Annotated in this window: 17 protein-coding genes; 7 read left to right on the plus strand and 10 right to left on the minus strand. The window is 61.4% G+C overall.

What is annotated here, in order from left to right:
- Positions 1 to 13: 13 nt before the first annotated feature.
- The gene (locus ASC97_RS15145) at positions 14 to 730 is read left to right on the plus strand and encodes an AzlC family ABC transporter permease (protein WP_057469112.1); all 717 of its coding nucleotides are present in this window, start codon (positions 14 to 16) and stop codon (positions 728 to 730) included.
- A gap of 2 nt (positions 731 to 732) precedes the next feature.
- A complete protein-coding gene (locus ASC97_RS15150) occupies positions 733 to 1,041 on the plus strand; it encodes an AzlD family protein (RefSeq protein WP_037064251.1) in 309 nt (102 codons plus the stop codon).
- Positions 1,042 to 1,088: 47 nt separating this feature from the next.
- Here the strand turns inward: ASC97_RS15150 and ASC97_RS15155 are convergent, their stop codons facing one another.
- The gene (locus ASC97_RS15155) at positions 1,089 to 2,924 is read right to left on the minus strand and encodes an aminopeptidase P family protein (RefSeq protein ID WP_057469113.1); all 1,836 of its coding nucleotides are present in this window, start codon (positions 2,922 to 2,924) and stop codon (positions 1,089 to 1,091) included.
- Positions 2,925 to 3,200: 276 nt separating this feature from the next.
- Between ASC97_RS15155 and ASC97_RS34655 the strand changes: the two genes are divergently transcribed.
- Entirely contained in the window at positions 3,201 to 3,374 is a 174-nt protein-coding gene (locus ASC97_RS34655) for a hypothetical protein (protein WP_200959470.1), read from the plus strand.
- Positions 3,375 to 3,535: 161 nt separating this feature from the next.
- Here ASC97_RS34655 and ASC97_RS15160 read toward each other — a convergent pair whose 3' ends face one another.
- The 3 genes from ASC97_RS15160 to ASC97_RS15170 are packed head-to-tail and all read right to left on the minus strand — an operon-like array spanning position 3,536 to position 6,164.
- Positions 3,536 to 4,414 (minus strand): 50S ribosomal protein L11 methyltransferase, encoded by an 879-nt coding sequence (locus tag ASC97_RS15160; protein ID WP_057469114.1) that lies wholly within the window; start codon positions 4,412 to 4,414, stop codon positions 3,536 to 3,538.
- 15 nt (positions 4,415 to 4,429) lie between these two features.
- Positions 4,430 to 5,557 (minus strand): FAD-dependent oxidoreductase, encoded by a 1,128-nt coding sequence (locus ASC97_RS15165; protein ID WP_057469115.1) that lies wholly within the window; start codon positions 5,555 to 5,557, stop codon positions 4,430 to 4,432.
- Between the two features lie 4 nt (positions 5,558 to 5,561).
- The gene (locus ASC97_RS15170) at positions 5,562 to 6,164 is read right to left on the minus strand and encodes an SCO family protein (protein ID WP_057469116.1); all 603 of its coding nucleotides are present in this window, start codon (positions 6,162 to 6,164) and stop codon (positions 5,562 to 5,564) included.
- Between the two features lie 296 nt (positions 6,165 to 6,460).
- On the opposite strand from ASC97_RS15170, the gene ASC97_RS15175 reads away from it, so the two are divergent.
- Together ASC97_RS15175 and ASC97_RS15180 are read left to right on the plus strand one after the other, a co-directional pair.
- Entirely contained in the window at positions 6,461 to 8,425 is a 1,965-nt protein-coding gene (locus ASC97_RS15175) for a methyl-accepting chemotaxis protein (RefSeq protein WP_057469117.1), read from the plus strand.
- Between the two features lie 2 nt (positions 8,426 to 8,427).
- A complete protein-coding gene (locus tag ASC97_RS15180; RefSeq protein ID WP_057469118.1) occupies positions 8,428 to 8,895 on the plus strand; it encodes a chemotaxis protein CheW in 468 nt (155 codons plus the stop codon).
- Positions 8,896 to 8,989: 94 nt separating this feature from the next.
- Here the strand turns inward: ASC97_RS15180 and ASC97_RS15185 are convergent, their stop codons facing one another.
- The 3 genes from ASC97_RS15185 to ASC97_RS15195 all read right to left on the minus strand — a co-directional run bounded on the left by ASC97_RS15185 (position 8,990) and on the right by ASC97_RS15195 (position 11,124).
- Positions 8,990 to 9,859: an aldose 1-epimerase family protein gene (locus tag ASC97_RS15185; protein WP_057469382.1), complete on the minus strand. Its 870-nt coding sequence runs from the start codon at positions 9,857 to 9,859 to the stop codon at positions 8,990 to 8,992.
- 117 nt (positions 9,860 to 9,976) lie between these two features.
- On the minus strand, positions 9,977 to 10,471 hold the full coding sequence (locus ASC97_RS15190; protein WP_057469119.1) for a CreA family protein: 495 nt from the start codon (positions 10,469 to 10,471) through the stop codon (positions 9,977 to 9,979).
- 62 nt (positions 10,472 to 10,533) lie between these two features.
- Entirely contained in the window at positions 10,534 to 11,124 is a 591-nt protein-coding gene (locus ASC97_RS15195) for a 3'-5' exonuclease (RefSeq protein WP_057469383.1), read from the minus strand.
- 268 nt (positions 11,125 to 11,392) lie between these two features.
- On the opposite strand from ASC97_RS15195, the gene ASC97_RS15200 reads away from it, so the two are divergent.
- The gene (locus ASC97_RS15200; RefSeq protein WP_057469120.1) at positions 11,393 to 11,929 is read left to right on the plus strand and encodes a GNAT family N-acetyltransferase; all 537 of its coding nucleotides are present in this window, start codon (positions 11,393 to 11,395) and stop codon (positions 11,927 to 11,929) included.
- 97 nt (positions 11,930 to 12,026) lie between these two features.
- Here the strand turns inward: ASC97_RS15200 and ligA are convergent, their stop codons facing one another.
- Positions 12,027 to 14,183 (minus strand): NAD-dependent DNA ligase LigA, encoded by a 2,157-nt coding sequence (ligA, locus tag ASC97_RS15205; protein WP_057469121.1) that lies wholly within the window; start codon positions 14,181 to 14,183, stop codon positions 12,027 to 12,029.
- 208 nt (positions 14,184 to 14,391) lie between these two features.
- Here ligA and ASC97_RS15210 point away from each other — a divergent pair, with 208 nt between their 5' ends.
- Positions 14,392 to 15,279: an MBL fold metallo-hydrolase gene (locus ASC97_RS15210; protein WP_057469384.1), complete on the plus strand. Its 888-nt coding sequence runs from the start codon at positions 14,392 to 14,394 to the stop codon at positions 15,277 to 15,279.
- Position 15,280: 1 nt separating this feature from the next.
- Here the strand turns inward: ASC97_RS15210 and recN are convergent, their stop codons facing one another.
- Both recN and ASC97_RS15220 read right to left on the minus strand, forming a co-directional pair.
- Entirely contained in the window at positions 15,281 to 16,954 is a 1,674-nt protein-coding gene (gene recN / locus ASC97_RS15215; RefSeq protein ID WP_057469122.1) for a DNA repair protein RecN, read from the minus strand.
- Positions 16,955 to 16,959: 5 nt separating this feature from the next.
- Complete coding sequence (locus ASC97_RS15220) at positions 16,960 to 17,829, minus strand: outer membrane protein assembly factor BamD (protein ID WP_200959471.1); 870 nt, start codon at positions 17,827 to 17,829, stop codon at positions 16,960 to 16,962.
- Positions 17,830 to 17,981 lie beyond the last annotated feature (152 nt).

The raw sequence follows: 17,981 nt of genomic DNA on the forward strand, positions 1-17,981 counted from the left end.
AGGATCGTCGCCGATGAGTCGCGCGAATTTTATCGAAGGCTTGCGCGGCGGTTTTCCCGTGGCCCTGGCCTCGGCGCCGTTCGGTGCACTGTTTGGAGCGCTTGCCGCCGATAACGGCATGTCGCTTGCCGAACTGACCTTCATGAGCGGCACCGTCTATGCCGGTGCCAGCCAGATGGTGGGCATCGAGCTCTTCGGCCACAATGTCCAGGCATGGCTGATCGTCGCATCCATCCTCGCCGTGAATTTTCGCCACGTTCTCTATTCGGCCGCCATCGCGCCGTATATCAGGCACTTCTCCGCCATCCAGAAATTTTTCACCTTTTTTCTGCTCGTCGATCCGCAGTTTGCTGAAACCGTCAAGCGCGGCGAAAGCGGCAAGCCCGTCACGTTCGCGTGGTATCTCGGCTTCGGCATCATCATCTACGTGCCGTGGGTCATCATCAGCCTGATCGGTGGTTTGCTCGGCAGCTTCATCGGCGATCCGAAATCCATCGGCCTCGATATCCTGCTGCCCGCCTACTTCCTCGGCATCGTGCTGGACTTTCGCCACCGCAACAACTTCCTGCCGGTCGCCGCCGTCAGCGCTGTCGCTTCGATCGTCGCTTATCGCTATGTCGGCTCGCCCTGGCATGTGAGCCTGGGAGCTGCAGCCGGCATCGTCCTCGCCGCCCTGCTGCCGCCACCGCCGCCGGAACAGGAACTCGAAACCGATCTGCACGAGGTCTGACCATGTCTTTCGATCTTCACATGGCCCTCGTCATTCTCGCCGCAGCGGTTGCGACCTACGCCACACGCATCGGCGGCTATATCCTCATCACCACGATGAAACGCATTCCGCCTCGCATGGAAGCCGCACTCGCTGCCGTCCCCGCCGCCGTTCTCACGACACTGGTGGCTCCCGCTTTCTACAACGGCGGCTGGGATATGAAACTTGCCCTTGTCGCAGCCCTGCTGGTTGCCTTGCGCATTTCGCATCTGTGGATGCTGGTGGCCGCCTGGCTCGTCGTAATGGTGTGGCGTCACACCATCGGGATGTGACGCCCAATCAGTCAGGACGGTCTCCGGATTTTCCGGTTCGATGCTTCTCAGTATTCCAGCGGCAGCGTTGCATTCTCCAGCCACGCCCTGACCTCGCGGTCGTGGATCAGGGGCATCAGCGCCTCGCGCGTACGCTTGTGGTAGTCGTTGAACCAGTGCAGCTCGTCGTGGGTCAGAAGCTCGGGAATGACAAGGCTGCGATCGATCGGGCAGAACGTCAGGGTTTCAAAGCCAAGCATCGGGATATCGCCGCCCTCGATCGCTTCGGGCTCGCGGACATATATCAGGTTTTCGATGCGAATGCCGAAGGCTCCAGGCCGGTAGTAGCCGGGCTCGTTCGAGAGGATCATGCCGGCCAGCAGTTCCTGTGTCGAAAGCCTCGAGATGCGCTGCGGCCCCTCATGCACCGACAGGTAGGAGCCGACACCATGGCCGGTGCCGTGCCCGAAGTCGACCCCTGCGCGCCACAGGGCGATGCGCGCCAGCGGATCGAGATCGCAACCGCGCGTCCCCTTCGGAAAGCGCGCCGTGCTGATCTGGATCATGCCCTTGAGAACCAGCGTGAAGAAGCGCCTCTGCTCTTCGGATACCGTTCCGATCCCGACCGTGCGGGTGATGTCGGTGGTGCCGTTGATGTACTGCGCGCCGGAATCGATGAGGAAGAGTTCTCCCGCTTCGAGCTTTCGGTTGCTTTCCGTCGTCACGCGGTAATGCATGATCGCCGCATGTTCGCCGGCACCGGAGATCGTGTCGAAGGAAATATCCTTGAGCGGGTTCTGCATGTTCTGCCCGACCTGCGCACGTGCTGCCTCGAGCTTCTGAGCAACGTCGATCTCGGTCACCGAGCCGGGCTTCACCTGCGCCAGCCAGCACAGAAATTCCACCATCGCCGCGCCGTCCTGGAGGTGCGCAGCAGCCGATCCGTTGATTTCGACACTGTTCTTGACCGCGCGCGGAAGCTTCGCCGGATCGTTGCCCTCCACGATGTCGCCACCCGCCTTGCGAACGATGTCGGCAAGCCCGTAGGAGGTCAGGTCGGGATCGACCAGAACGCGGCCGCCGTCCCTAGACACCTCGGCAAGCCTTGCCGCCAGCGCCGACGGCGCCAGTTGCGTGCACATCTGCGCCAGATAGGCCTCGGCCTCGATGCCTGTCTTCCGCTTGTCGAGAAACAGGTCGGCCTTGCCGTCGGCATAGACGATGGCGCGGGCCAGCGGATGCGGCGTGTGTGGCACGTCGGCGCCGCGGATGTTGAAAATCCACGCAACGGAGGAAGGATCGGCGATCAGCACCGCCTTGAGATTCCTGCCGGCGAGGTCGGCGGCAATGGTGGCGATCTTGTCGGTCGCCAGCACGCCGGCCTGCCCGATGTTCTGGATTGCCACCGCGCCAAGCGGCTCCGGCGGCCGGTCGGTCCAGAGCCTGTCGAGCGGATTGTGCGGCAGGACGACGAGCGAACCACCGATCCCGGCAAGTGCCTTTTCGAGACGCCGGACCTCGGCGCCCGAGTGCAGCCAAGGATCGATGCCGAGCCGCAAGCCTTTGCTTCCGTTCGTGCCGATCCAGACATGCGGCGGCTCGTTGACGAGGTCGCCGCCGGCAAAGACGGAGCCGTCCACCTGCTCGGCGAGCTGTGTGACATATCGCCCATCGACGAAAACGATGGCCTGCGACCGCGTTATCAACGCCATCCCCGCAGACCCCGTGAAGCCGGTCAGCCAAGCCAATCGTTCTGCGCATGCCGGCACATATTCGCCGTTGAACTCGTCGGCGCGCGGCACGAGAAAGGCATCGATATCGAGCGCATCGAAACTTGTTCGCAAAGCAGAAACGCGATCGCGGCCGAATTGCGGCGTGGAGGTGACTTCAAAGGACTGGAACATGCTCAAAACCTAGTGTTGGGTACGAATCCGACAGGCGGGATGGGCGCTATATTATCGAAATTTCAGGAGGATGGGAGAAAAACCGGCCGTCAACGCCCGCCCTTTGGCCGCCCAATATTTTGGCGGAAATGAGGCGCCATCTTTTAAACTGGCACGCTTTATGCATTCCCTGCATGGCTCCCATGAATGAAACCCTCTGCCTCAGATTTTCGAAACACCTATATAGGCCTCATCAAACGGGTTCGAGACGAACCTCAAACGAAAAGGAATTTAGAAATGACTGCCTCTCTGTCGCGCTCCGCTTACAGCAGCCCGGTGCAGGCTGGCGAGCGCCAGACCGTGCGTCACGTTCTCGGCTCGCTCCGCCCACTGAATGGGGACACCCTCTCGATGCGCGGTGCCGTCCACAAGGTTACGCGCCACCAGGGCGCAATCAGCTACGCGTTCTGAGCAACTCGCCGCTCCGCTCTCCTCCTCCCTCACCGGACCGGCGATCAGAACAAGTAGAAGCCCGCTCGAGCGTCTCTCCTCCTTCGAGCTCGCGGGTACAGACTGGGAAACCGGTCTCAAGGCGGTGCCATCGGCATCGCCTTTTTCTTTGGCTCGGCGGCTCAGGGGCGGTCGAGATGAATAGTCACCCAACCATTGCGCCAGATGGTGCGGACATGACGCAGATGCGCGCCGTTGTAGGCGGCCAGCACCTTCCAGCGCTGCGACGCGAGGATGCCCGACAGGATCACCGAGCCGCCCGGCTCCAGATGATTGACGAGCTGCGGCGCCATCTTGATCAGCGGTCGCGCCAGAATGTTGGCGATGATCAGGTCGAAAGGACCATGCGCCGAGAACGCGGTCGAGTGAAACCCCGGTGCCGTCTCGGTGGAGATGCCCGATGCAATGCCGTTTCTGCGAACGTTTTCGGCGGCAACGCGCGTGGCGATCGGATCGATATCCGTGGCCAGCACCGGAATGTTCTTCAGCTTGCGAACGGCAATCGCCAGGACACCGCTGCCGGTACCGAGGTCAAGCGCGTTGCGCACCCGCCGGGACCGGACCACGCGGTCGATCGTCTCCAGGCAGCCCGCCGTCGTCCCGTGATGGCCGGTCCCGAACGCCTGGCCGGCATCGATCTCGATGGCGATGTCGCCGGTACGGACCTTGTCGCGATCGTGGGAGCCGTGCACGAGGAAGCGCCCTGCCCGGACGGGCTTCAGGCCCTCCAGCGACTTGGCGACCCAGTCGATCACCGGAATGACTTCGCGCTCGACCTTTGCCTCCGGAAAGGCATGGGTCAGGGCCTCTTCGACACGGATGCGTACCTGCGCCTCGTCCGCACGCATCATGTAGACCGACGCTTCCCAGATATCCTTCTTCTCGTCGATCTCGTTGGTCGCGATCGCGAAATCGTCTTCGCCGAAGACCTCCGACAGCAGATCGAGGATCTGCCCGGCCAGCACTTCGGTGGTCGTCACATAGAGGCGTATTTCACTCACGGTCAGTCTTTCCAGTTATAGCGCACCATCGATCCACGGCGGTGACGGCGTATCATATCCGGCAATGCCGCGAAGCAACTTTCGTGAAAACGCAGGTAGTCTGAAAAGCACCGGCACCGCAAGGTTGCGGATCGAGATTGCCACGGGATTGCTCATCGTGATCAGCGAGGTAAGCTGGCGTGTCTGCGTCAGAACGGTCTCCACCGCCGGCCTGCGAAGCCTTGCATATTCGCGTTCGCGTCCCTCCGATATCAGCCAGGCGAGCCAGCAGGCATCTTCGATCCCGAGGTTCATGCCCCGTGCGCCCGCCGGGGAATGGATATGGGCGGCATCGCCGGCAAGAAACACGTTTCCCTTTGCCATCGTCTCGGCATGGCGAAAATGGACACGAAAATTGGATGCCCACACCCGTTCAGCAATCGGGGCAGGATGTTCGATCGAGCTTTCGAAATCCGGCAGCGTCGAAATGTAGCGCAGCACGTCGCGCTCGAGCGGCAGCCGGCCGATCATGCCGGGGTCGAAAAGGGTGATCTCCGCAAAATGCGAATCGACCGGCTGTGCATAGCGGAAATCGGCCAGATAAAAGCTGGTCTCCAGCGCCTGCCCGGGAAAACCGATGCCAACCGCCTTTCGCACAATGGAATGGGCGCCGTCAGCGCCGATCACCATGTCGAAGTCCGCCGTCTCCACCGAGCCATCCGGCTTTCGAAGCATCACGCGCGGCTTGCCCGGATCGCCGGAGACACCCTCGACCGCAGTCTGCCATTCCGGCACGACCTCGTAGTCGGAGAGCTTGCCGAGCAGCAGGCGCTCCGTGTGCCCCTGCGCCAATGCATGGAGGGCACTGTATGGCCCCACGACCGTGGTCGTATCGAGCTCTGCGAGCCGGCGCCCTTTCGAAACGATGCGGAAGTGCGCGATCTGCTGCGCCTCCTGCAGGATCGCGTCGGTGACACGCGACGGCGAAAGCAGGGTCAGCGTTCGTGCATTGACGCCGAGCGCACGGCTTTCGACAAGCGGAACAGGTCCGGAATCCCTGTCCACGATCCGTGGCCGGAAACCCCGTCGCGCAAGCTCCAGCGCCGCTGTCAACCCGGTCGCGCCGGCTCCGGCAATGAGAATGCTTCGGTGCCCCGGCGCCATGACGTCATCCCTTGTTGACGAGGTTCTCCAGCTTTTTTACCGCCATATCGGGATTTTCGCCATAGGCAATGGTGCCGGCGAACCGCCCGGCCGAATCGAGCAGGAAGACCGAGGCCGTGTGATCCATGGTGTAGTCACCGTTGGGATTGCTTTCGTCGACCGGCACCTTCTTGGCATAGACGCGGTAACCCTTGATCACGTCGGCAACCTTTTCGGGGGCGCCGGATATCCCAACGATCCGCTTGGAGACATTGGATACATACTGGTTCATCACATCGGGTGTATCGCGATCCGGATCGACGGTGACGAAATAGGCTTGCAGCTTGTCGCCGTTCGGATCGATTTTCTCCAGCCAGCCATTCAGCTCGAACAGCGTCGTCGGGCAGACTTCAGGGCAATGGGTAAATCCGAAAAACAGCGCCGTCGGCTTGCCCCGGAAAGCCTGCTCCGTAATCGGCTGCCCATTCTGCGCGACCAGCGTGAACGGCACCCCAAACGGACCCTCGGACAAGGTCTGCTTGGTCTGGGTGACATTGAGTGTCAGCCAGCCGAGGATACCGGCCATCACCAGCACCGCAACCCAGACCGCTATGCGGACAGTCTTCATCGATCAAATTCCTTGCAGATGGGGATTGCCCCCTTGTCGCCTGATAGCGCTTCGCACTCCGACACGCAATTCAACAACATGTTTGCTCGCCTGTGCTCAATTGCCCCACCGGATCAAACTTCCCGGACACCCGACAATATCGTTAGGAAATATTTAAAAAAGCATATGTATATTTAGCCATGGATGGAACGCTCAACGTTCGATGACATGACGTCGCCTGGTGCCCGATATGGCCCGATATCCGCATGCGCGCAAAAAAACACAGCCGCGCCTATCGCGGAGGGGACAGTCTTCATATGACACAAATGACGGTGCGCAAAAGCCTTTCTGTCAGTCAGAGGCTTGGGACGCTGGCAGCGGCAGCATTCATCGGCTTTGGCACGATGCTCGCATTCGGCTGGTACGAAAACGAGGTCGTCGGTGGCGCCTTGCGGCGGGCGAACGAAATTCAGGCGAGCGTTGATCATATCAACGAAATGCACACGGCAAACCTGACGCTCATCCTCGCCGCGATGGATACCATCGTGGACCGGGGGGACAAGGTGGTGACGCCGGAACGCCTGAAGCTCATGAATGACTCGGTAGACCAGCTTTCGAACGGCTCGAAAGACATGCGCATCCTGGCGGAAGAATTGAATGCAACGACATTGCTGTCCAGCTACGACGCAGATGTTGCCTCCCTGAAGCAGAGGATCGTCGGAGACCTCAAGGCTGCCGTTGAATCTGGCGCACCGGATAGCGAATTCGGCAAACTCGACGACGCCATCGACGAGGGCGGCGACAAGCTGACGTCCACCCTCGTGAAACTGGCCGTGGATGGCGGCGCTGTCGCCAAGCAACGCATCGACCACGCAAACGAGATATCCCAGCACGCCGTCTACATCCAGATCGTGCTGGCCCTGATCGCCATCCTGTGTCTGGCCGCCCTCCAGTATATCCACGGCGGATCGATCCGGCGCGGCATCCAGTCCGTCCGCAACAGCATGCAGCGGATCGGCAACGGTGACCTGGACAGCCATGTTCCCGCAACGGATCGCGGCGACGAGATCGGCGACATGGCACGCGCCGCCGAGGGCTTCCGCCTCGCGGCGATCGAGAAACTGACGCTGGAGACCCGCGGCGAGATCGAGCGCAAGGAGCGCGACGCCGAACGCCGCAGCCGCGAAGCGGCCAAGCTTGCCGATACGGAGGCATTGAACAATGCGGTCAACGCACTCGGCCAGGGCTTGACCCGCCTTGCCGGCGGCGACGTGACCGCGACGATTGACCAGCCTTTCACGCCGGAGCTTGAGCGCCTGCGCAGCGATTTCAACCTGGCAACGTCGACACTCCGCAAGACAATGGTCGGCATCGCCCAGAACAGCACGTCGATCCAGGCGAACAGCCAGCAGATGCGCTCGGCCGCCGATGACCTCGCCAAGCGCACGGAACAGCAGGCCGCCTCGCTGGAGGAAACCTCTGCCGCACTCGACCAGATCACGGCGACGGTTCGCAGCGCAACAAACCGGGCCGAGGAAGTCGGCAAGATGGTAGCGCACACGCGCGAGAACACGACAAAGTCCGACCTCGTCGTCACCGACGCCATGGCCGCCATGCAGCGCATAGAGGGCGCTTCCCGCGAAATCGGCACCATCCTGAGCGTCATCGACGAGATCGCCTTCCAGACCAACCTGCTGGCGCTTAACGCTGGCGTCGAGGCGGCGCGCGCAGGCGAAGCCGGCAAGGGCTTTGCGGTCGTCGCCCAGGAAGTGCGGGAACTGGCTGGTCGCGCTGCCGGTGCTGCCAAGGACATCAAGGCTCTCATTGGAAAATCAGGCGCTGAAGTGAAGATCGGCGGCGAACTTGTGACCGCCGCCGGCGAGGCGCTCCGCCAGATCGGCGAAGATGTTTCGCGCATCGACGAACATGTTAAATCAATCGTAACCTCTGCACGCGAACAATCGGTTGGACTGAACGAAATCAACACAGCCATCAGCCAGATGGATCAGGTCACGCAGAAGAACGCGGCCATGGTGGAAGAGACGAACGCTGCGAGCCATACGCTCGCAACCGACGCCGACAACCTCATCCAGATGATCCAGACGTTCAAGATCGGCGAGGGCATGAATGCCCGTTCAACGCCGCGGGAAGCAACGGCAGTCTCGCATCCGAAACCATCTCCCGCCCGAAGCCTCATCGGCAAGGTTGCGGGTGCATTCAGCGGCGGCGCTGCCGCCAGAGCCATGGCCGCTCCGGCCGGAGACACTTGGGAAGAATTCTGATCATGAACAATACCGTTATCAACCAGACAGGTGCGCATCTCGAAATTGTCTCCTTCCACCTCGGTGAGCAGGAGTTCTGCATCGACATCATGGCGATCCGCGAAATTCGCGGTTGGGCACCGGTAACCCCGATGCCGCACACGCCGCCCTATGTCCTCGGCCTGATCAACCTGCGCGGCGCAGTCATTCCGGTCATCGACATGGCCTGCCGCCTCGGCATGAAAATGACGGAGCCTTCCGAGCGCTCCGCCATCATCGTCACTGACATCGCCGGCAAGCTGGTCGGCCTGCTGGTCGAGCAGGTTTCCGACATGATGACCATCAAGAGCGAAGACCTGCAGCCGGCTCCGGAAATCATCCCGGAAGCCCAACGCGCCTTCTGCCGCGGCATCGTGGCGCTCGAGAAGACCATGGTCTGCTTCCTGAATCTCGACACAGTCATTGCCGACGAGCTGGCTCAGGCCGCCTGAGGACAGCAAGCCGCGAAATGCAAACGCTCGCAACGGATCGCTGCGAGCGTTTTTTTGTGCTCGAAATGACGCGGCTGCCCGCTGCTGTCGACCGTTACTCGGCAACCTCGACCGAAAATGCAAAGCGGGCGGAGGCTCCGGGTGCAAGAACCTTGCTGAACGGCCGCTTCGCAAGATCGTTCGAGCCGTTCTTTTCCGCCGCTGTCCCGTGCCACGGCTCGATGCAGATGAACGGCGCTCCTGGCTTCTGCCACAGCGCCAGATTCGGCAGATTGTCGAAATGGAAATGCATCGTCGGTCCGTCGTCCGCACCGTAGCGCAATCCGTTGCCGGCGCCCTCGGGAAAGATCATCGCGTCCTCTTCGAACATGGCATGGTCCAGTACCAAACGCCCCGCCCTGAACGGCGAGGCAAGTTTCGCGGGGGCGATCAGCCCTCCCTCCACGCGCACCAGGTCGGGCTCGCCCCCATTGTCGAGCGTGACGACATGATCGCGGCCCGCCGCAGTGGGTAACGGCCAGACGAAAGCCGGATGAAAGCCGATGCCGAAGGGCATTGGCCGCTGGTCGCGATTGTAGACCTCGGCCGCGACCGTCAGCGTCCGGCCTTCGACCGAATGCTCGACCGCAAGCAGGAAATCGAACGGATAGACCGCTCTCGTCGCCTGCGAGGCCGCAAGCTCATACCTGCATGCCGTGCCGGTCGAAACCGCGAGAGTAAACTCCGCCCGGCGGGCAAATCCGTGCTGGCTCATCGGATAGCTCTCTCCGTCGATCACGATCGTATCGCCGGGAGCCTTGCCGACCATTGGAAACAGGATAGGTGAACGCCCTCCCCAGAAGGCCGCATCGCCGTTCCATAGCCAGGACCGCCCGTCGCTCGTCGTCAGCGCCTGCATCTCCGCGCCAAGGGATGAAACATCGACAGTAAGATATTGATTTGCGATCCGCGTGGGGCTTGGCATCGAGCGTCCTCTTCGATTGATCAGGCGTTGAAACATATCTGCGCCGACCGCCGATTTCCATCCGGCACACTGCAGTCGAACCGGCGATTCACCAGGAGTTGCCTGATCTCCCAAGCGCTATTGCGGTTTTCCGTTCTTCCAGGTGACGGGCTGCCCGTAGAGCGACACCGTCGAGATCGCCATCTTCGCCGAACCGTCGGTCAGCTCGCGGGAATGCGCGAGATAGATCAGCGTATCGTTCTGCTTGTCGTAAATCCTGGTGACCACCAGTTTCTTCCAGATCAGCGAAATGCCCGACTTGAAAACCTCATCCCCGCTTTTCGACAGGTCGATGTCGCCGATCTCGATCGGCCCCGTCTGGTGGCAGGAAATCGCGCTGTTCGATGGATCTTCGAACCAGTTGCCGTTCTTGACGCGGTCAATGACGCTGCGATCGAAATAGGTGACGTGGCAGGTAACGCCCTTCACTGCGGGGTCTGCCACCGCGTCGACGATGATATCGTTGCCGATCCAGTCGACGCCCACCTTGCCGACGACGTCAGCAGATGCCGGTCCGGCAAGAAGACCGATGAGCGAGACCGCGGCAAGCACGATGTTGCGTGTTCTGGACATGTTGGCTCCCTGTATGTTCCGCGAATCTAGATAAGTGCGCGGGACGCCTTTGCAAGAAAGGTTCAAGCTTTCCGGCAGGTACAGGGCTCGTAGCCGCTCGGCATCAGACGCCCGGGCTTCATGCCGATCAACGCCGGGATCGCATGAACCGCAGCCGCGCCGATCGCCCTCGCCATCTCGATGGCCGCCTGCGCGCAGACGGCGGCATCTTCGGCTGCGTTGTGGTGCACGAAACGCAGGCCGAGATGATCCGCAAGCATGTTCAGGCGATGCGAAAGAAAATGCGGCCAAATGCGCTGCGACATCTTCAGACTGCAGAGATAGGTGAGTTCCGGATAGGACTGCCTGTAGAGATCGAGGCTCGAGCGCCAGACGCTGAAATCGAAGGCAGCGTTATGCGCGATCATCGTCGCGCCGCGAAAATCGTCATGGAACTCGTCCATCACCTCGGGGAACTCCGGCGCATCTTCGACATGCTCGGGCCGGATGCCATGGATGGCGATGTTCATGCCCGAGAAACGCATGTCCTTCGGGCGGATCAGCCGCTCTTCGACGCGCGTGACCCTGCCCTCCTCGATCCAGGCAAGACCGACGGAACAAGCGCTGGCGCGCTGCTCGTTGGCGGTTTCAAAGTCAATGGCAATGGTCTTCAAGGCGACGTCCGATTCGATTTCCTGCATCAGGCATATCGCCACGCCGCCGTCGAGGCAAACTGCACGTTTCGGTTGACATATCGAAGCGAATATCGAAAATTGCGACCATGATCGGTTCTGTCGCCATGATGACGTTTCATATCACCACGACCCCTGCAGGGTGCGCGGGAGCCATGGTGCGTTAGCAGCATGCCGATTATCCCGAGAACCCTGCCGAGGCGAGCAGGGTTTCGGAACCGGCTCCCCTCCCCATCAAGAGGAGAGTGAAATGTCTGAAAACGAACAAGACGAACCCTGCGACCGAGCGCCACCGAACGGTGAAATACTCGTTCGTTCAGTGCACAAGTCCGACGCAGAGGCGGTCACGGAACTGATAAATCTTCCGGGCTTCCGCGCCGGAACGCTGCGTCCGCCCTACCAATCGGTGGAGGAGGTTCGCAAGAATATGGAGAGTCCGGCGCCCGGCGCTCTTAACCTCGTTGTCACATTCGGTGGCAGGATAGTCGCCAGCGGCGGCCTCAACCGCTTCGCCGGCCGGCGCCAGCACGTTGCCAGCATCGGCATGGGCGTGCACGACGACTTCACCGGCCGTGGCTTCGGAAGGATCCTCCTTGGCGCCATGGTCGAGGCCGCCGACGACTGGCTCGACATCAAGCGGCTGGAACTGACGGTCTATACCGACAACGATATCGCCATCGGCCTCTACAAGAAGTTCGGCTTCGAACAGGAGGGCATCCTCAAGGCCTTCGGCTTCCGAGCAGGGACCTATGTCGATGCCTATGCGATGGGGCGGGTGAGAGCGTGAAAGCGCGAGATGATCGCCCGAAGACCGGCGGTCATCTCATCCGGCGCCATGCGACGATGAGTGCATGCCCCGTCAGTCGCGCCTGGCGCCCGATACGTCACCCCCCGATCAGCGCCAGCCACTCATCCTCGTCCATCGTCTGGACGCCGAGCTCCCGCGCCTTGTCGAGCTTCGAGCCGGCACCCGGACCCGCGACAAGGATGTCGGTCTTCTTTGAAACGGAACCCGCCACTTTCGCGCCGAGGCTTTCCGCCCTTGCCTTTGCCTCGTCGCGCGTGAACTTTTCGAGTGAGCCCGTGAAGACGACGGTCTTGCCGGCGACCGGGCTGCCCGATGTCACCGGTTGCTCGGCCGCCTCGGGCGTCACCTCGGCAAGCAGGCGCGAAATCACCTCGACATTGCGCGACTCCTTGTAGAACTCGACGATGGCGCGGGCCACGATCTCGCCTATGCCCTCGATAGCGTTGAGATCGTTCCAGGCATCGCCGGATAGCTGCGCGGCTTCCCGCATGGCCGTTTCGAAAGCCTCGTATGCGCCGTAGGAGCGCGCCAGAAGCTTGGCGGTCGTCTCCCCCACATGGCGGATACCGAGCGCATAGATGAAACGATGGAGCGCGATGCTCCGGCGCTCGTTGATCGCCGCATAAAGCTTGCCGACGCTGACCTTGCCGAAGCCCTCGATGTTCTCCAGCTTGGTCAGAGAACCGGCCTGGCGCTTCTCCAGCGTGAAGATGTCGGGCGCCGTGCGGATCTGCAGCGACGGGTCCTCGCTTTCGAAGAAGAAATCGACCTGCTTGGAGCCGAGACCTTCGATGTCGTAGGCATTGCGCGAGACGAAGTGCTTGAGATGCTCGGTCGCCTGTGCGCGGCAGATGAAACCGCCGGTGCAGCGGGTCACCGCATCCACCTTGCCGGTCTTCTCGTTGACCTCTCGCACCGCATGCGAGCCACAGACCGGGCATGTCTTCGGAAATTCGTAAGAAACGGAATCCGTCGGCCGCTTCTCCATCACCACATCGAGCACCTGCGGAATAACGTCGCCGGCGCGTTGCACGATCACGGTGTCGCCGATGCGGATGTCATGGTCGTCCTCGCGGATCCGTTCCCCGGAATTGCCGATCCCCTTGATGTAGTCTTCATTGTGCAGCGTCGCATTGGTGACGACGACACCCCCGACTGTGATCGGCGTCAGCCGCGCGACGGGCGTCAGAGCGCCCGTGCGACCAACCTGGATCTCGATCTTCTCGACTGTCGTAAACGCCTGCTCGGCCGGGAACTTGTGCGCGGTCGCCCAGCGCGGACTGCGCGATCGGAAGCCGAGACGAGCCTGCAGCTCGAGGCTGTCGACCTTGTAGACGACACCGTCGATGTCGTAGTCCAGATCCGGCCGCTTCAGGCCGATATCGTCATAGTGGGCAAGAATATCGGCAACCGAGTTCAGCCGCCTCATCAGCGGATTGACGGGGAAGCCCCACGTCCTGAAGGTTTCGACCATGCCGAACTGCGTATCCGAGGGCATGTCCGACATTTCGCCCCAGGCATAGGCGAAAAACTTCAGTTTTCGGCTCGCGGTGACCTTCGGATCGAGCTGGCGCAACGAGCCGGACGCCGTGTTGCGCGGGTTGACATAGGTTTGCTTTCCCTCGGCTTCCATCTGCTTGTTGAGTGCCTGGAAGTCGCTCTTGGCCATGTAGACCTCGCCACGCACCTCGACGACGGCAGGTGCACCCTTCGGCAGCGCGTTCGGGATTTCCTTGATGGTCCGGATGTTGGCCGTGACGTTCTCGCCCGTCGTTCCGTCGCCGCGAGTGGCAGCGCTGACCATCTTGCCGTTCTCGTAGCGGATCGACATCGAAAGCCCATCGATCTTCGGCTCTGCCGTGAAGGCGATCGACTGGTCCGGCAGGCGCCCGAGGAAGCGATAGACGCTGGCGATGAAGTCCTGCACGTCCTCCTGCGAAAACGTGTTGTCGAGCGACAGCATCGGCCGTGCGTGGACGACGGGAGCAAACGTCACGGATGGAGCGGCGCCGACACGCCGCGAGGGACTGTCCTCACGGATCAATTCCGGAAAACGCGCCTCTATCGCATCGTTGCGCCGCTTCAGCGCATCATAATCCGCATCCGAAATCACCGGCCGATCGTTGCCGTGATAAAGCTCGTCGTTGCGGGCGATCTCTCTCGCCAGCCGCTCAAGCTCGGCAGCGGCGTCTTCTATCGACATATTTTCTACGGTTGCTGGCGCAGCGGACATTGAGAACACTCCGGGGAATCTGCAGAGGTTTTAGCCGAAATGACGGAAACGCAAAACCGGAAAGCAACAGGCGTCGCACGAACGGCGCTGACCTATGCGACTGCAGGAAATCAGCGGCGCAGCCAGCCGCAACCATTGCAAAAACAGGATGGTCGGCCGAAAACAACAACCGCAGCCCCGCAACTTCGCCCGGCAACAAGGAAATGCCATGCCCGACATCACCGCCACGCTTAGAATCCTTGAACCGTATCCGGGCCTGTTTGCCTATTATGACGGGCGCATCGAAGGCAAGCGCCTGCATTCAAACGCTCCGAACTGGCTCGACGACGGTGCCTACTCGTTGGGAATTGCCTCCTACGCCATCGTCGAAGGCAGCGAAGCGCTGGTCTACGACACCCATATGTCGCTGCCGCACGCAAGGGCGATCCGCGCCCACGTCGAGAGCCTCGGCGCAACCTCGATCCGGGTCGTGCTCAGTCACTGGCATACGGATCATATTGCCGGCAATGAAGTCTTTGTCGACTGCGAGATCATAGCCCTGAGGCTGACCGCCGAGACTCTCGTCCGCAACCGCGAGGAACTCGAAACGGGGAATCCGCAAATTTTCCCAGTCGTAATGCCGAACCGGCTTTTTGACGAGCGGCTGGATCTCGAGGTCGGCGGCCGCCGCGTGGAACTGCACCATTTCGACATTCACAGCGCCGATGGAAACGTCATCTGGCTTCCCGCAGAAAAGCTGCTGCTGGCCGGCGATACGCTGGAAGACACAGTCACCTACGTTTCCGAGCCGGAGCACGTGACCACGCATATCCGTGAGCTCCTCCGAATGCGGGAATGGCCGATCCAACGAATCCTGCCCAACCACGGTGATCCGGAGCGGATCGCTGCCGGTGGCTATACAGCCGAACTGATCGACGCAAACCGGCGCTACCTGCAGCGGCTGGTCGATCCGCAAGAGCGGGAAAGAGCGGAGGCAATGTCGTTGAAGGATTTTATCGCCGACGACCTCGCGTCCGGCGCGGTTGTCTATTTCGAGCCTTATGAAGCCATTCACCGGAAGAACATGAGCGAAATCAAATCCGCCCAGGGGGTGTAACTCAGCCGTTGCCGGCCAGCAACCGGGCGGCTGCCGCTCTCGCCTCTTCGGTGACGGACGCGCCGGCCAGCATGCGGGCGATCTCTTCTGTCCGGTCCTTGGGTTCCATGGTGGCGACACGCGTCGCGATCTTCTCGGAGCCCTCGGATGCCGGTCCCTTTGAGATCAGCAGATGCGTTGCCGCACGTGCGGCAACCTGCGGCGCATGCGTCACCGAGAGCACCTGCACGCGGTCGGAAAGCCGCTTCAGCCGCTGGCCGATCGCGTCCGCGACCGCGCCGCCGACGCCGGTGTCGATTTCGTCGAAGACGAGCGTCGGTGCCGAACCGCGGTCGGCAAGCGCGACCTTCAGCGCCAGCAGGAAGCGCGAAAGCTCGCCGCCCGACGCGACCTTCATGATCGAACCCGGCCGTGTGCCGGGATTGGTCTGGACATGGAACTCGACCACGTCGATCCCATCCGCCGTCGCCTCGTCGGAATTGGTGGTGATCTCCACCATGAAACGCGCGCGCTCCAGCTTCAGAGCCGGCAGTTCGGACATGACGGCGGCCGCGAGCGCATCGCCTGCATGATGCCGCTTCTCCGATAGCGAACGCGCCGCCGCCTCGTAATTTGCCCTGGTTGCGCCGACCTCCACCTCAAGCTTTGCCAGCTTCTCCTCGCCTGCATCGAGATCGGCGAGATCGCTGATCATGCGCACGGCAAGCGCCGGCAGTTCTGTCACCGGAACGGAATACTTGCGCGACGCGGCGCGCAGCGCAAACAGCCGCTCCTCGACGCGCTCCAGTTCCTTCGGATCGTATTCCGTCTTTCGCAGCGCTGCCTCGACTTCCATCTGCGCGTTTGAAAGCTGGTCGAGCGCAGCATCGAGAAGCGCCACAGTGTCTTCGAGCAATCCCGGCGCCTCATGGCTCTTGCGCTCCAGGCGGCGCACCAGGGAAGCGATGTGGGGCACGGGCGAGGCATTGCCGTTCAGGAACTCGGACGCCTCGGCAATATCGCCGGCGATCCGCTCGGCCTTCATCATCTTCTGGCGGCGGTCAGCAAGATCGTCCTCTTCACCATCCTGAGGCGACAGCTTCTCGAGTTCCTCGACGGAAGAACGAATGTAATCCGCCTCCCGCGCCGCATTCTCCACTTTTTCACGATGCTTCTTCAGCGCACGCTCGGTATCGCGCCAAACGCGGTAGAGCTGGGAAACACCGGCGACATCCTCACTTATGCCGGCGAACGCATCGAGCAGGATCCGGTGAGCATGGGTGTCGACAAGCGCTCGATCGTCGTGCTGGCCATGGATTTCAACAAGCATCTGCCCAGCCTGACGCATCAGCTGCACGCTGAGCGGCTGGTCGTTGACATAGGCCTTGGTGCGGCCGTCGGATGTCTGGACGCGGCGGAAGATGAGATCGCCGTCATCGTCGATGCCGTTTTCGCGAAGCAGCCTGCGAGCGCCGTGATCCATTCCCACGTCGAACACGGCAGTCACCTGCCCCTTGTCTTCGCCATGTCGGACAAGATCGCCGTCGCCGCGCCCGCCGAGCGCCAGCGACAGACTGTCAAGCAGGATGGATTTTCCCGCTCCAGTCTCGCCGGTCAGCACCGAGAGGCCGGTCTCGAAGGCAAGATCCAGCCGCTCGATCAGGACGATATCGCGGATCGAAAGCTGGATCAGCATTGGCCTTAGGAACCGAGCAGGAGTTTCTTGCCAGCGGCCGAAATCCACGAGCCTTGATTTTCACGCGGCTCGGCGCCGTTGCTTTTCAAAAGCTTGTAGGAATCTGCGTACCATTGGCTGTCTGGATAGTTGTGGCCGAGAACGGCAGCAGCCGTCTGCGCCTCTTCGACGATGCCCATCGCATAGTAGGCTTCGACGAGGCGAGCGAGCGCTTCTTCGATCTGGTTGGTGCTTGGATACTTCTCGACGACGGTGCGGAAGCGCGAGATGGCGGCGAGGTATTCCTTGCGCTCCATATAATAGCGCCCGATCTGCATTTCCTTGCCGGCGAGCTGGTCGCGCGCAAAGCGGATCTTCGCCTGGGCGTCATCGACGTATTCGGAGTCAGGATAGTTGTCGACGACCGCCTGCATGGCTTCGACGGTTCTTGCCGCGGCGCGTTGATCCTGCGTCACATCGACGATCTGCTTGGAGTAGCTGAGACCGATCAGATATTGAACGTAGGCGGCGTCCTTGGACTTTGGATACTGCGCCATGTAGCGGTTGCCGGAGGCAAGCGCATCGTCGAGACGGCCCTGGCGGTACTTGACGAAGGTGCTCATCACAAGCGCCTTGCGCGCCCACTCGGAAAACGGGTTTTCGCGGTCGATGGCGTCGAATTTGCGGGCGGCTTCCGCCATGTTGCCCGCCTTCATATTGGCGAGGCCCTGGTTGTAGAGAACGTCCGGCGGATCGTTTTCGAGACCGAGCTTGGTAATGTCGATATCGGGGTCGGACTGGCATCCAGAAATTAAGGCGCCTGCGCTCAGCACCAGGAGCGATGCGAACATAGCGCGCGCTGTCTTCATCATACTTTCAGACCCTGCATAACCCATCGGAACATCCCAACGACCGCCATCCCTCAACAGCAGTCACGCCTCGCTGGCGTTTCTAGCCACAAATGCATGGCCAGAGCAACGCAATGATGATGCATTAACGCATTTTTGTGGCGGCTCAGGTCACAATCTCCTGTTTTGCCCTGATAACG

Source organism: Rhizobium sp. Root1203 (assembly GCF_001424945.1).
Taxonomy (GTDB): Bacteria; Pseudomonadota; Alphaproteobacteria; order Rhizobiales; family Rhizobiaceae; genus Rhizobium.

Bases quoted from the DNA above. Each gene is read 5' to 3' on its own strand.
- ASC97_RS15190 (WP_057469119.1), bottom strand. From the start codon at position 10,471: ATGTCCAGAACACGCAACATCGTGCTTGCCGCGGTCTCGCTCATCGGT.
- ASC97_RS34655 (WP_200959470.1), top strand. From the start codon at position 3,201: ATGACTGCCTCTCTGTCGCGCTCCGCTTACAGCAGCCCGGTGCAGGCT.
- ASC97_RS15165 (WP_057469115.1), bottom strand. From the start codon at position 5,557: ATGGCGCCGGGGCACCGAAGCATTCTCATTGCCGGAGCCGGCGCGACC.
- ASC97_RS15185 (WP_057469382.1), bottom strand. From the start codon at position 9,859: ATGCCAAGCCCCACGCGGATCGCAAATCAATATCTTACTGTCGATGTT.
- ASC97_RS15170 (WP_057469116.1), bottom strand. From the start codon at position 6,164: ATGAAGACTGTCCGCATAGCGGTCTGGGTTGCGGTGCTGGTGATGGCC.
- ASC97_RS15150 (WP_037064251.1), top strand. From the start codon at position 733: ATGTCTTTCGATCTTCACATGGCCCTCGTCATTCTCGCCGCAGCGGTT.
- ASC97_RS15210 (WP_057469384.1), top strand. From the start codon at position 14,392: ATGCCCGACATCACCGCCACGCTTAGAATCCTTGAACCGTATCCGGGC.
- ASC97_RS15145 (WP_057469112.1), top strand. From the start codon at position 14: ATGAGTCGCGCGAATTTTATCGAAGGCTTGCGCGGCGGTTTTCCCGTG.
- recN (WP_057469122.1), bottom strand. From the start codon at position 16,954: ATGCTGATCCAGCTTTCGATCCGCGATATCGTCCTGATCGAGCGGCTG.
- ASC97_RS15220 (WP_200959471.1), bottom strand. From the start codon at position 17,829: ATGGGTTATGCAGGGTCTGAAAGTATGATGAAGACAGCGCGCGCTATG.
- ligA (WP_057469121.1), bottom strand. From the start codon at position 14,183: ATGTCCGCTGCGCCAGCAACCGTAGAAAATATGTCGATAGAAGACGCC.
- ASC97_RS15155 (WP_057469113.1), bottom strand. From the start codon at position 2,924: ATGTTCCAGTCCTTTGAAGTCACCTCCACGCCGCAATTCGGCCGCGAT.
- ASC97_RS15175 (WP_057469117.1), top strand. From the start codon at position 6,461: ATGACACAAATGACGGTGCGCAAAAGCCTTTCTGTCAGTCAGAGGCTT.
- ASC97_RS15200 (WP_057469120.1), top strand. From the start codon at position 11,393: ATGTCTGAAAACGAACAAGACGAACCCTGCGACCGAGCGCCACCGAAC.
- ASC97_RS15180 (WP_057469118.1), top strand. From the start codon at position 8,428: ATGAACAATACCGTTATCAACCAGACAGGTGCGCATCTCGAAATTGTC.